General features: G+C 33.2%; 10 protein-coding genes. 6 read left to right on the forward strand and 4 right to left on the reverse strand.

Going from position 1 to position 13,936, the window contains the following annotated elements:
* The first annotated feature begins 10 nt into the window (after window positions 1–10).
* From COE53_RS01265 to COE53_RS01275, 3 genes are read left to right on the forward strand one after another with little or no spacing between them, the layout of a single operon-like run.
* A complete protein-coding gene (locus tag COE53_RS01265; RefSeq protein ID WP_069035626.1) occupies window positions 11–1,750 on the forward strand; it encodes an ABC transporter ATP-binding protein in 1,740 nt (579 codons plus the stop codon).
* A complete protein-coding gene (locus COE53_RS01270; protein WP_091022129.1) occupies window positions 1,747–3,522 on the forward strand; it encodes an ABC transporter ATP-binding protein in 1,776 nt (591 codons plus the stop codon). Before COE53_RS01265 ends, COE53_RS01270 begins: the two co-directional genes overlap by 4 nt.
* 23 nt (window positions 3,523–3,545) lie before the next feature.
* On the forward strand, window positions 3,546–3,986 hold the full coding sequence (locus COE53_RS01275) for a GNAT family N-acetyltransferase (protein ID WP_098947328.1): 441 nt from the start codon (window positions 3,546–3,548) through the stop codon (window positions 3,984–3,986).
* A 105-nt stretch (window positions 3,987–4,091) separates the two neighbouring features.
* Here the strand turns inward: COE53_RS01275 and COE53_RS01280 are convergent, their stop codons facing one another.
* From COE53_RS01280 to COE53_RS01290, 3 genes are all read right to left on the reverse strand, one after another.
* The gene (locus COE53_RS01280; RefSeq protein WP_069035629.1) at window positions 4,092–4,724 is read right to left on the reverse strand and encodes an NUDIX hydrolase; all 633 of its coding nucleotides are present in this window, start codon (window positions 4,722–4,724) and stop codon (window positions 4,092–4,094) included.
* A 191-nt stretch (window positions 4,725–4,915) separates the two neighbouring features.
* Entirely contained in the window at window positions 4,916–6,151 is a 1,236-nt protein-coding gene (locus COE53_RS01285) for an MFS transporter (RefSeq protein ID WP_069035630.1), read from the reverse strand.
* A gap of 153 nt (window positions 6,152–6,304) precedes the next feature.
* Entirely contained in the window at window positions 6,305–6,784 is a 480-nt protein-coding gene (locus tag COE53_RS01290) for a MarR family transcriptional regulator (protein ID WP_098947330.1), read from the reverse strand.
* Between the two features lie 416 nt (window positions 6,785–7,200).
* On the opposite strand from COE53_RS01290, the gene murI reads away from it, so the two are divergent.
* Together murI and COE53_RS01300 are read left to right on the forward strand one after the other, a co-directional pair.
* Window positions 7,201–7,974 (forward strand): glutamate racemase, encoded by a 774-nt coding sequence (gene murI / locus COE53_RS01295; RefSeq protein WP_091022133.1) that lies wholly within the window; start codon window positions 7,201–7,203, stop codon window positions 7,972–7,974.
* Between the two features lie 129 nt (window positions 7,975–8,103).
* Window positions 8,104–8,289, forward strand: coding sequence for a hypothetical protein (locus COE53_RS01300; RefSeq protein WP_025568825.1), 186 nt, complete (start codon window positions 8,104–8,106; stop codon window positions 8,287–8,289).
* Between the two features lie 570 nt (window positions 8,290–8,859).
* Here COE53_RS01300 and COE53_RS01305 read toward each other — a convergent pair.
* Entirely contained in the window at window positions 8,860–10,560 is a 1,701-nt protein-coding gene (locus tag COE53_RS01305; RefSeq protein ID WP_098947332.1) for an Rqc2 family fibronectin-binding protein, read from the reverse strand.
* 660 nt (window positions 10,561–11,220) lie between these two features.
* On the opposite strand from COE53_RS01305, the gene COE53_RS01310 reads away from it, so the two are divergent.
* Entirely contained in the window at window positions 11,221–13,893 is a 2,673-nt protein-coding gene (locus tag COE53_RS01310) for a calcium-translocating P-type ATPase, SERCA-type (RefSeq protein WP_069034532.1), read from the forward strand.
* Window positions 13,894–13,936: the final 43 nt, after the last annotated feature.

Below are 13,936 nucleotides of genomic sequence, written 5' to 3' on the forward strand. Positions count from 1 at the left end.
ATGGCAATAGATGAAAATTTTAATCGAAACAGTTAATCATTTTAAACCGTATTGGAAAGTATTTCTAATTGCTTTTGCATGTTCATTAATTGCTGGCGCATTTGCGATTATTCCGCCGATTTTGACTGGTAAATTGGTCGATGAGATTGTTGGTGGTCCTGATTCAAAAATTATCTTTTATTTAATTTTAGGGATTATGCTTTCATTCTTATTTAAAGTCGGTTTTGAATCATTACAAGAATTTATTCAAGTGAAAATTGGTCTAGATGTGATTACAGATATGCAATTACGTGCATTTACAAAGCTTCAAAAAGCACCGATGACGTTTTTTTCGACAACACCTCGGGGGGATATGTTATATCGGTTAACGCATGATGTAGAATCTGTTCAAAACTTGAATAATACAGTTGTACCACGTTTTATTCAACAAGTTATTGCAGCTATTGCAGCATTTATAGCGGTGTTTCCGTTGTATTGGCCTGCTGCAGTCGTCATGCTAGTTGTATTTGCAATTTATTTAGTTCCTTCTTATATGATTGGTAAAAAAGTAAGAAAAATGGGAGCTATAGCTCGTGATATGAGTGCTGATTTGTATAATCATACTCAAGAAAGTATTGAGTCAGTTCGATTAGTGCGAACTTTTCAAACGCAGGATATAGAAAATAAAAAATTAGAAGATAAATTGTCTGTTTGGAAAAGATTTGCTATTCGCTTGGCTTTAATTGGGAAGGTTAATTGGCGTTTAGGAAATGTGATTAATAATGGTGCGCCAGGGGTCATTATGTTGATTGGTGGATATGCGATTTGGCAGCATGAAATTACAATTGGTACATTAATCGCCGTTTTAGGCTTTATCCCAACAATGTTTATGCCAGTCCGCTCTTTAGCTGAAAATGCGTTAACAATTCAACAAGCAATTCCAGCCCTTCAAAGAATATATGAGTACTTTGACTTGCCTTCAGAACAACCTGATGATTTACCGAAATTTGGAGAAGTGAAAGGTGATATAGAAGTTAAAAATATTCGATTTACTTATCCAAATTCAACTGAAGAAGTCCTAAAAGATGTTTCATTCTCAATTAGTGCAGGTCAACATATTGGGATTGTTGGTTCAAGCGGTGGAGGAAAAAGTACTTTAATTCAGTTATTACTCGGATTATACGAGCCTTCTTCAGGATCGATTTCAGTTGATCGTAAAGATTTATCCTCACATGATTATCAATCATTACGCCAAAATATTGGAGTCGTTTCTCAGGAGACTTTCCTTTTAAATAGTACTTTAAAGCAAAATTTACTTTATGCCAAACCGAATGCAACTGATGAAGAACTTAAACTTGCTGTTGAAGCAGCGGACTTATCTGATTTAGTTGGGTCACTACAAGAGGGCTTTGAAACGATTGTTGGTGAAAGAGGACTAAAATTATCTGGTGGTCAAAGACAACGAGTAGCTCTTGCAAGAGCAATTTTACGTCATCCTCCAGTGTTAATTTTCGATGAGGCTACATCATCATTAGATGGAGAAACAGAGGAAAAGGTACAATCATCGCTTGAAAAGTTAATTCCAGGTCGTACAACAATTACAATCGCACATCGACTTGTAACAGTAAAGGATGCTGATTGTATTTTATTATTAGATAAAGGACGTATTGCTGAACAAGGAACACATGAAGAATTATTATCATTAAAAGGTCAGTACTATCAATTATATATGGCACAATACAGTGAACTAGAAAAGGAGAGTGCTGTATGATGCAGAAAAATACAAAAAAAATAGGGGATGGAAAAAGAGTCATAAACTTTCTCAAGCCTCATAAAAAATGGGTTTTTGCAGATTCATTTGTAATTGCTTTAAGTCAAGTTTGTGCAGCATTAATACCTACTCTAGGAACGGGTTGGTTAATTGATCATATAATTCCAAACCATGACAATGCACTATTATGGGGATTAATGTGGTTGCTTGTAATTGCTGCAATTCTTGATTTAATTTTAATGGTCATTGATGAGTATTTTTGCCATCATATTGCTAAATCTGTTACAAACTGGCAAAAACTACGGTTATTTAAGCATTTGCAAATTTTACCTTATTCATATTTTCATCAATCTAAATCTGGTGAATTATTAGCACGAGTTTCTGATGACCCAGATACACTGCATAACTTTTTAGCATGGGAAGGCTCTACTTTTATGGCTTCTGTTCAAGGAGTATTTATATATAGTATTGTCTTACTTTGGATTAATCCTTATTTAATGATTACTAGTGTTGTTTTAGGTGTTTTATTTTATTGGACGTCTAATAAAGTCGGGGCTCGCACTAGAATTGCTTCTGCTAAAGCTAGGACTGAAGCGTCACGTTATTTAGAAAGATTACGAGAATCAGTAACAGGAATTCAACTTTCGAGAATTCTTGGTGCAACGGATTATGAAATTCAAAGTGTTGCTGATATCCGTAAATCATTTATGAAAGAATCAATTATTGAATTAAAAGCTAGAATGCAATCAATTGTTGTAATCGGTAGCTATAATGGATTTGCTTTAGCTGCAGTCTATTTTATAAGTGTTTTACTAATTTCAAATGATCAAATCACAACGGGACAAATGTATACGGCAGGTGGGCTTGTGACCATTGCGGCTAATGAAATTCAAAGGATGTTAAGAAACTGGTTATCAGTACGTAGAACTGGTCCTGCATTAGATCGATCTGAAAAATTATTAGCTGAAGAAGTTTCAGAATTTGAAGTACAAGAAGGTGAAAAATTAAATTCAGTTAATGGGTTAATTGAATTTAAAGAGGTTAAATTTGCCTATCCAACGAAGGAAGAATTTGTGTTAAATGGATTGTCATTTCATGTGAAACCAGGGGAAGCAGTGGCCGTAGTAGGACCAAGTGGTGCCGGAAAATCAACAATTGTAGATTTATTATTAGGTTTCTATCCGTTAAATAATGGAACAATTGAAGTAGATGGTTTACCAATTGAAAAAGCGAATGCAAAGTGGATTAGGGATGCGATTTCGTTTGTTTCGCAAGATGTACAGCTAAGAAATGGTAGTTTAGCTGATAATATTCGTATAGGAAATGAAATGGTAACAGATGATGAAATGATTCAGGCTTTAAAAGATAGTGGATTATCAGACTATCTAAATTCATTACCAGAAGGTTTAGAATCATCAATTGGTGAACGAGGGGCACTATTATCTGGTGGCCAAAAACAAAGATTATCTTTAGCAAGAGCATTAGTTAAAAACTCTCCTATTCTTATTTTAGATGAAGCAAGCTCGGCTTTAGATCCGATTACAGAATTGCAAATAAATGAAGCGATTCAAAAACGAAAATCAAAACAATCAGTCATCGTAATCTCACATCGTTTATCTACTGTTTTAACAGCGGACAGAATCGTTGTATTAGAAAATGGGAAAGTAGTCGAAGAAGGTACTCATCATTCTTTATTAGAAAAAGATGGCGTTTATTCAAGATTATTTAAAAGAGAAGCTGAAACTGGTGAAAATGTAATTAGTGTATCGTAAGAAGATTAAAAAGGAGTGTTAGAATGACTAATATTTCAATAAAACTTTACGAAACAAAAGAAGAGTTAAGAAAGGGCTTTGAAGTATTAAAACAGCTTCGTACCCACTTAAATGAAGAATCATTTTTTACTTTGTACGAAGAAATGCAAAAACAAGGCTATCAATTATTTGGGTTAGAAGACCAAGGATTGACGGTTGCAGTCGCTGGAGTTAGTATATTAACAAATTTCTATAATGGTAGACACGTATTTGTTTACGATTTAGTGACGGATGAAAGTAAACGCTCAAATGGATACGGTAAGAAATTACTAGATTTTATTTCTGATTTTGGTAGAAGGAATGGCTGTCAATTAGTAACACTACAATCCGGTGTCCAAAGAATTAATGCGCATCGTTTTTATGAACATAAAATGGAATATGAAAAACTTTCTTATTCCTTTAGTAAAGTTATTGAATCAACTTAAAAACCCTAATTTTAGACCTAGGGTCTCAGCCTTCCAAATTTTTATCTAAAATTGATAAGTTTTAGAAATAACTAAGAGCCCTTTACAAATTAAGGGCTCTTAAAATTAGAATTCATTATGTATGTGATTTTTTATTAATTCAACAACATCTAAAAGATAATTACTTTCGTGTGAAACAAATTGATCTTTATCTATTGATTTTTGAATTGGAATTTTTTCCTCTGTTTCAGTAATTTGAAAACCATCAACTTCTACTGTATCTCTTAATCCATGTGCGAATTGATAAAATTGATTAAAATCCGCTTTCACTATCCCTGAAACTTCTTCTTTTTGTAAATTGAAATCAGTAAAAGGTTTATCGCTTTTAAGTAAAAAAACATGACTTAATTCATGATCAATAATCGTTTCTAATATGATTGAATTTTTAATGATACCAAGAGGGATTACATCTTCCATTTTTACTTCTATTCCAAGTTCTTCTTTTACTTCTCTTAATCCATCTTGAACTGTTTCAGTAGATAATAAATGACCAGCAGCCGTAATATCAAATAAATTCGGATAATCCTTTTTTTGATGACTACGGATTTGAAAATAAATTGAAGCTTGGTCATCTATTATACTAAGTAGCCAGCAATGAAATGTTTCGTGCCATAATCCCTTTTTATGTACTTCACTACGTGAGGCTTCTCCTATATGATTACCGGATTCATCAAAAATTTTAAGTAATTCTTCTTTCATTTAACTAACCACCTTGTTTTTTGATCTATGAACCATGTACTTCATTATAAAATAAAATTGTCGGATTGAAGTATATTTTTGATTAAAAGCTTTTTTTACGATTCCGCAGCATTAGAAATAGTAGGATAAAAAGGCGGTATCCACCTATAACCGCCGTATCCAAAAGATGAATGTTTAGAAGTGTACACTCATTATCTATTTATAAACCTGCCCTTATTTAATACTGATGCTGCTACTGCTATAAGGATTATACCCATAAAAGCCGGTGCGGCATGACTAAGTGATACATAGATTTGACCTCCTATAACCGGTCCAATGATTCTTGCTAAAGCTTGAATAGATTGGCTACCTCCTTGAATTCTGCCTTGTTCACTAGGGTCAACAGTCTTGGAAACCATTCCATTAAATGACGGTCCGAATATTGAATCACCAAACCCAAATATAAACATTCCAGCAATTAGTAGAGGATAGTATGTGAACAAAGCCGATGCAGCAATTAGACTGTAGCCTATAATTTCTGAAACCATGCCAAGAGTTGTTATTTGTGAATCACTAAATTTAATTAACAGCTTGGGCATGATGAAACCTTGTGAAATGATGTCCTGGACCCCCATAATTGAGAACATTAGGCCAATAAGTGCAGGCTCCCAGTTGAACGTATCGATTGTAAATTGTGAAAAAACGGCCTGCAATGATCCATTTGGTATCCAAAGTAGGAACGCAGAGATGAGTAGCCATTTTAAGTTTTTTATGGAAAGTATGTTTAAAAGCTGGGTGAATGGATTCAACCTTACAAAGGTAATCTTTTTCAGTCTGTTATTCAGATCAAGGCTCTCTGGAATAAATAAGATTCCAAAAACAAGATTTAGTAAAGTTATGATTGCTCCAAAATACATCGGTACAGAATATCCAAATTTAGCAAGTAATCCACCTAGAGTAGGTCCAATTGCGGCGCCTACACCTGCAACGGCACTTACCCACCCAAAGTATTTGGTTCGCTTATCACTTGGAGTGATGTCTGCAAAATATGCGAAGATTGTGCTAATGCTCCCACCAGTTATCCCTTCAATTATACGCCCAGCAAAAAGTACCCATAGAGCTCCTCCTATGCCAAAAACTAAGTAGCCGATAGCGGAACCTAAAAGTGATACTAGCAGTATTGGACGGCGGCCATATCTGTCGCTTAATGCTCCAAGTCCAGGAGCAGCAAAAAACACGCATATTGCATAAACAGAAGTCAACAACGTAACGACTATGGCTTGATCTTCTGGATTGCTTATATAAGGCTGTACTAAGTATGGTACGACCGGTGTGATGATACTGAAGCCTATTCCGCAAAGAAAGATGGACATAAGACCGAAGAATAAAGCCGTTTTATCTATGGTTTGTTCCAATTTCTGTTCTTTTTGTGATCTAAATTTGAACAATAAAATTCTCCTCTCAAAAACGATAATTTTGATTCCTTGGAAACATATTTATCGTACGAGGGTTTTGTTTCCTTGTCAACAATAATATCGAAATAAAAAAGCAACCGCTCCTCTAGTAGAGTTGGGCTGCAAGTGAATCTTTACTATTGAAATTTATTTCGGTTTATTATCGATATCGATGCCTTGTTTCTTTATTTCTGCATCTAAATGATGACAATAATTGTTCACGAAGTTTAGCATACTGTCGAATTGTTCTTCGGTTATTTGATCAAATACAAATTTATCTCGCTCTCGAAACTTTTTATGTAGTTCTTCATGGATATTGTCTATTACTTTTCCTTGCTCAGTAAGCTTAAAATAAATTTCTTTCTTATTATCCGGTTTCTGATAGCTTTCAATCAGACCTTTATTTATAAGCTTCTTCGTTATTTTAGTGATGGCACCTCTTGTCATATATAAAGAATCAGCAAGTTTGGTCACGTTGGAATCTACATTTTTTCCAATGTATTCGATACAATGTACTTCAGAAGATTGATACCCTTTAAGTGCCTCTTCCATTTTAAACTTATTAAGCCAAACCATTTTATTAAATACATCCCTGAAACCCATTATAAGCTGTTCTTCTTTATTCATACTCAATCCTCCTACCCGTTGATTCATTAACCATATTATATAAAATATTGTTTCTAATTCAACAATATAAAAATCATTATGTTAGGAATAGGTGATCGGAGAATTACAAGCAACTATATGTATATTGTTCCAAAAGTCGGAACACGAAATGAGAAGCTTTTCATTTTTAAAAAAAATCGACCGCAGGCATTTTGAATGTTTATGAAATAGTGTGAAAAATCGGTTTAGCAAGCTGGACAAGAATTCCGAATAATCTCTAAATGGGTTAACTATTTTCTGAAAAGTTTACATTCATCCATAATTAGGTTAATTTAGTATTATCTATTTGTAAAAGTTTGTCCCTTTTAAGTAATGTTATGACTTGTTGACACTTTCACAAATGACAACATTAAATTAAAATTATTAGGTGAATTGAAATGAGAATAGCTTTTTTTGACTCAGGAATTGGTGGGTTAACTGTCTTAAATGAGGCACTGAAAAAATTACCAAATGAAGATTTTTTATATTTTGCTGATACTCTTCACGTTCCTTATGGTACAAAGTCGAAGGAAGAAGTAAGTGCATTTGTAAAAAAGTCTGTTGAAACGATTATTAAAGAAGATGTAAAAGCACTAGTAATTGCATGTAATACAGCGACTAGTATTGCAGTAAATGAATTGAGAGAAATGTATGATTTTCCGATTATCGGTATGGAACCGGCTGTAAAACCAGCTGTTGAAATGAACAGAACAACTGGGAAGAGAGTATTAGTTTTTGCGACTCCACTTACGTTAAAGCAAACAAAGTATAATGAGCTTATTTCTAGAGTGGACGATTTAAGTATTGTCGATTCATTGCCATTACCAGAGCTTGTTCATTATTGTGAGGAATTGAATTTTGATGAAAACTTTATGATTGATTATTTTAAAAGTAAACTTTCATTATTTAATATTGAGCAATATGGAACAATTGTTTTAGGTTGTACCCATTATCCATTTTATAGAAACATCTTAAAAAAGATATTACCTGAAGATGTTCAAATTGTTGATGGAAGTAATGGTACTGTAAAAAGATTAATCCAGCTTCTCGGAGAAAATGGCCAATTAAATGAAACTGGTCAAACAAATGTCAAATTTATGTGTTCGAATAATGACCTAGAATATATTGAGAAGACTAAAGAGGCGTTAGGCTACTTACAAAATGAAAGATAAGAGATAAGCTAGAATTAGCTTATCTTTTTATTATGTTTCAATACAGGACTAATATTGTTTATTCCCGAATAGTTGTTAAAGTCAATTTTTTTGAAAACTTTTTCTACTAATAGGGGAGGTTGTGATTAATTGGTAAAAATAAGGGATGTATTAAAATATTTCGGCGTCATTACGATGTTATTTTTTGCTGCTTATTTAATTATTAAATATATTAGAGAAGATGAGATTTTTTCGAATTTAATTTTTGGATTTTGCGTAGGACTTTTACTATTTTTAGGATATTTACTAAGTAGTAAAAATGAAAGAGAAAAATAGTTTTAGCTTAGTAGGTAATAAAAGTAGAGTAAAAGGAACTAAATTAAAAGCTTAATACAACTATACATGTATTTGTTTTTAGGAATGTATATTAGTAAAAATGGTGCCCTTTAAATGCACCATTTTTTCACGTTGTTGAAAAACAACTTTGTCATTTAAATTATCAAATTTTCGTAAAAGGAGTAGNNCACCCCTCCGTTCCAATCAAACTATTCATCAAAGAAAAGTCTGCAATAAATCCTAATCAAATAGCCTTTACTTAGAGTAACCAAACTATTGTATATAAATCAACTTGTAGGTCTACTATTATCGAACTTTAATTAAACTAATCAACTGAATTTGTTTTTCTAAAAATTAGACCTAGAATTTTTAACTTTGGAAAAAAATCATTACTAGTGATTTTTGGAATCATGAAATTGATCAAAATACTAACATTTGAAACCATTAATAAATCATCCGATAAATGATAATTTCATCATAAATAACTTCAATTTAATATCCTTTTTCCCTATTGACCATTTTATATTTCAACACTCTGTAAAAATGGTGCCCTTTAAAGGCACCATTTTTTTATTTCTTCAATTTTAATACAAGTTCTTCATCAGGTGTTACATAAACCGTATTGTTTTGTTCGTATATGACAAAACCTGGTTTTGAACCATTTGGTTTTTTAACATGGCGGATTTCCGTGTAATCAACTGGGACCGAGCTTGATTGACGTGCTTTACTAAAATATGCAGCAATAATAGCAGCTTCTTTAATCGCAATTTCACTAGGATCCTTAGCACGAATGACAACATGGGAGCCCGGGATATCTTTAGTATGAAACCAAAGCTCATCTCGACTCGCAAGTTTATTTGTCAAATAATCATTTTGTTTATTATTTTTACCGACTAATAATTGTTCACCAGTAGTAGAGATGTATTCATCTAATGTAACTTTTTGTTTGTTTGACTTTTGGGCTTTTTTCGATTTTTTCTTTCTTATATAACCCGTCTCCACTAGTTCTTCTCTAATTTCTTCCAAATCACGTGGTGAAGCAGACTCGATTTGCTGGATCACTGTCTCTAAATAATCATTTTCTTCTTTCGTTAATTTAATTTGTTCTTCAATATGTGCGACTGAATTTTTAAGCTTAGTATATTTGGTGAAATAAGCTTGTGCATTTTCAGAAGGTGTTTTTAATGGCGATAAAGGTATGATTACAGTGGCACCATTTTCGTCATAGTAATTAATTACTTCAATTTCTTTCATACCTTTTTGAAGTGCAAACATATTTGCAGTAAGCAATTCGCCTTGTAACTGAATTTTATCTGCTTTATCAGTATCTTCAAGACTTTTGTGTAACTTTTTAATTTTTTTCTTGTTTTTTGTTAGTTCATTTTGTAACAGTTTTTCTAAATCTCCGCTTTGTTGTTTTACACGGTCACGTTCAGCTTTACCAAAGTAATAAACATCTAAAAGCTCACTTAAGCTATCGAAAACAGTTTGTTCGGCTTGTAAGTGAGATAAATTTATGAAATAAAACATTTCTCTCGATTCTAAGCGAAAAAGAGAAGGAGTAAACTTTTTTAATTGTATTTCATTCATGATTGTTTTAAACGAATTATACACATCTTTTTTTCCATTATAGACAATTTCATTTGCGAGTAATGGAGAGATTCCGGAGAAATGTTCAACAATTGCTTCGGAAGGTGATTGATCATTTTGTGTAATAAGTTGATTAAACTCCTCTTTAGAAGTGACTTGAAATGGATCATGTTTTTCTTGATTAGGAGGAGAAATATAAGTAGCACCGGGTTGTACTATTCGATGACGATTAACAGCCATTGGTACATGCTTTATACTATCTAATATTACTTGTCTTTCTTCATCAATTAAAAGGATATTACTATGTCTGCCCATTAATTCAATGATCAATGTTCGGTATTGTTCATCACCAATTTCATTTCTACTACGAACTTTAATGTTAACGATTCGTTCGTGTTCTAACTGTGTAATGCTTTCAATGATTCCACCATTTAAATGTTTTCTTAAAAGCATTGTAAACATTGATGGTTCTGATGGTGTATCGTAGTTTTGATTTGTAAAATGGAATCTAGCGTAACTAGGGTGAGCGCTTATGATTAGTTTGTAATTGGCACCATTAGCTCTCACAGTAAGAAGTACTTCATAGTTACTTGGTTGTACAATTTTTGATATTCTTCCAGTTGTTAGTTTAGAAGCTACTTCGTTTGTCATAGCTCCTGTAAAAAGTCCGTCAAAAGACATATGTATCACGTCCTACTCTATAAAACACTATTTTTATTTTTTAAATTATAAATTTTATCATTATCAATCAAATGATGGAGTTTATTACATTTGAATTAATATCGATGGAAAATAGAACGTTGATTTCCACTACAGGGTGCTCGCTTTCCATGGGGCGAGACCTGAGCCTCCTCGTCGCGTTCGCTCCTGTGGGGTCTCAGGCTTCCCGCAAATCCCATAGGAGTCGATCCCCCTTCCGTTCCAATCACTTCTCTAATTGTATTCAATTCTAATTCAATTATAAGTTCGATAAAATGAAGTGGATTGAAAGTAACTAAGCTGACTCAATAATCAATTATAAACTTAAAAGACCATACAACCGATTTTTAAGCTTTCCCTCAATCACGATCCTAAAGTTTCAATTAACTTCTAATTACATTCAATCTATTTCTCAAATCATCATAATTCTTAATCTGGCTCATATCCATTAAATAAACAATCAAGAAATTTCTAGTGGAATTCAATCATACAATATCTTGATTGGTCTTGTCACAGTTCTAGTTGGTTAAAAGCTAGATTTATTTTCATCATTATATCATTTATTTGGACGAGTCTGAATATGCTTTTATGAGAGGTAAGGGGGACAACTTACCTAATGTTTAATTAGGGGTGAACGCGGGTATGAATTTTTATCGGATGAGAGCGGAAGAAGTCGTGCAAGTAACGAATACAAATGTTTCCTCCGGTTTAACTGATGAGGAGGTAAAGAAAAGGCGAGCAACTTTTGGGGCAAATGAATTAAAGGAATCAGAGAAAACTTCCAAACTCGTTTTATTTTTAAATCAGTTTAATGATTTTATGGTTTTTGTATTATTAGGCGCAACGATTATATCAATCTTTTTAAAGGAAGTAGTAGATGCAGTTGCGATTATGGCTATTGTATTAATTAACGGGATTTTAGGATATTTTCAAGAAGCAAAGGCAGAGAGATCATTAGAAGCCTTGAAAGAATTGGCTGCTCCACAAGTAAATGTTTTGCGTGATGGGCAATTTGTTAAGCTCCCTTCAAAAGATTTAGTTGTTGGGGATATTATTAAGTTTTCAAGTGGCGATCGGATTGGTGCTGATATTCGCATAATCGAAGCATCAAGTTTATACATAGAAGAATCAGCGCTAACAGGTGAATCGGTTCCAGTTCAAAAAAGATTTGAATCAATTCAGACAGATGATATTGGTATTGGTGATCAAGATAATATGGGGTTTATGGGAACACTCGTTACGCGTGGAAATGGTAAAGGTGTTGTTGTATCGACAGGAATGAAAACTGCAATGGGTCAAATTGCGAATTTACTTCAAAATACAGAAACCATTGTTACACCTTTACAAAGACGATTAGAACAATTAGGGAAAATATTGATAGTTTTAGCATTGTTTTTAACAGCTTTAGTTGTATTTATCGGTGTTTATCAAGGAAATGAATTATATCATATGTTTTTAGCTGGTGTGTCACTTGCAGTTGCTGCGATTCCAGAAGGTTTGCCAGCAATTGTAACGGTTGCTTTATCACTTGGTGTGCAACGGATGATTAAAAAGAAAGCAATCGTTCGAAAGCTTCAAGCGGTTGAAACATTAGGTTGTGCTTCGGTCATTTGTTCAGATAAAACGGGGACTATGACAGAAAATAAAATGACTGTTACAAATATTTGGTCGGGCGGATCTAGTTATGAAGTATCTGGAAACGGATATGCAATCGATGGAGAATTTACGAATAAAGAGAGAACGATTAATCCAACTTTAAATAAACAATTATTTCAAACACTTGTATTTGGATCTATTTGTAGTGATGCAGAATTAATTAAAAAGAAAAAAGAAATCGTACTAGATGGAGATCCAACTGAAGGTGCAATTGTTGTTGCGGGTTATAAAGCTGGGATTGACCGTGAATACGTAAATTCAAATTTTACTAGAATACATGAGCTTCCTTTTGATAGTACAAGGAAAATGATGTCGGTCGTTGTAAAAAATCGATCAGGTGAGCAATTTGTGATTACAAAGGGTGCACCAGACGTCTTACTTTCAAAATGTAATACAATTTTATGGCATGAAAGAGAAGAACAATTAAATACGTTTAGACAAAATTCAGTTGAAAGTATAATCGAAACATATGCAAATAATGCACTTCGTACGATTGCAATTGCTTTTAAACCATTAAATCCTAATTCGATCATTGATGAAAGGGATCTCGAAAGTAATTTAACTTTTATTGGTTTACAAGGGATGATTGACCCACCTAGAGCAGAAGTTGCACAAGCTGTTCAAGAGTGTAAAGAAGCTGGTATTAGGACGGTTATGATTACTGGAGACCATAAGTTAACAGCTTCTAGTATTGCTAGAAAACTAGGAATCTTAAGAGATAACGGTAGAGTAGTAGAAGGAAAAGAATTAGATGCACTTTCTGTAGAGCAGATCCAGGAATTTGTTGAAGATGCTGCTGTGTTTGCCCGAGTTTCACCTGAACATAAATTGAAAATTGTTAAAGCACTTCAAGCGAATGGACATATTGTAGCAATGACTGGTGATGGCGTAAATGATGCACCAGCTATTAAAGCAGCGGATATTGGAATTTCAATGGGGATTACTGGTACAGATGTTGCAAAGGAAGCTTCAGCATTAGTTTTACTGGATGATAATTTTGCTACGATCAAGTCTGCAATTAAAGAAGGACGCAATATTTATAGTAATATTCGTAAATTTATCCGTTATTTATTAGCTTCAAATGTAGGTGAAATTTTAGTTATGTTGTTTGCGATGTTATTAGCGCTACCTTTACCACTTGTTCCAGTACAAATTCTATGGGTAAATCTAGTGACTGATGGATTACCTGCAATGGCATTAGGTGTTGATTCAGCTGAAGATGATGTAATGAAAAGAAGTCCTCGTTCATTATCAGAAGGGATATTTGCAAGAGGTTTAGGATGGAAAATTATTTCAAGAGGGTTTTTAATTGGATTTGTTACTCTTTTAGCCTTCATTATTTCGTATAATCAACATCCGAATCAACTAGAATACGCACAAACAGTTGCATTTTCTACATTAGTTTTAGCTCAATTAATTCATGTATTTGATTGTAGAAGTGAACGTTCCATTTTCCATCGAAATGTATTTGGAAATTTATATTTAATTGGTGCTGTTATTGTTTCGATGCTATTAATGCTAGTTGTTATTTACTACCCACCATTACAACCTATTTTCAAAACGATTCCGATCGTGCCTAGAGATTGGTTTTTAATTGGAGGTCTATCATCAATTCCAACTTTTATGCTTGCAGGCGCATTATTTACTAAGAAAAAATAATTTACGAACAAAATGGATAACCAATTTAAAATATGTTATAATT

The organism is Bacillus sp. AFS029533 (assembly GCF_002585125.1).
GTDB lineage: Bacteria > Bacillota > Bacilli > Bacillales > Bacillaceae_G > Gottfriedia > Gottfriedia luciferensis_B.

Excerpts from the sequence above, each read along its gene's own strand:
- COE53_RS01265 (WP_069035626.1), top strand. The coding sequence starts at position 11 with ATGAAAATTTTAATCGAAACAGTTAATCATTTTAAACCGTATTGGAAA.
- COE53_RS01270 (WP_091022129.1), top strand. The coding sequence starts at position 1,747 with ATGATGCAGAAAAATACAAAAAAAATAGGGGATGGAAAAAGAGTCATA.
- COE53_RS01275 (WP_098947328.1), top strand. The coding sequence starts at position 3,546 with ATGACTAATATTTCAATAAAACTTTACGAAACAAAAGAAGAGTTAAGA.
- COE53_RS01280 (WP_069035629.1), bottom strand. The coding sequence starts at position 4,724 with ATGAAAGAAGAATTACTTAAAATTTTTGATGAATCCGGTAATCATATA.
- COE53_RS01290 (WP_098947330.1), bottom strand. The coding sequence starts at position 6,784 with ATGAATAAAGAAGAACAGCTTATAATGGGTTTCAGGGATGTATTTAAT.
- murI (WP_091022133.1), top strand. The coding sequence starts at position 7,201 with ATGAGAATAGCTTTTTTTGACTCAGGAATTGGTGGGTTAACTGTCTTA.
- COE53_RS01305 (WP_098947332.1), bottom strand. The coding sequence starts at position 10,560 with ATGTCTTTTGACGGACTTTTTACAGGAGCTATGACAAACGAAGTAGCT.
- COE53_RS01310 (WP_069034532.1), top strand. The coding sequence starts at position 11,221 with ATGAATTTTTATCGGATGAGAGCGGAAGAAGTCGTGCAAGTAACGAAT.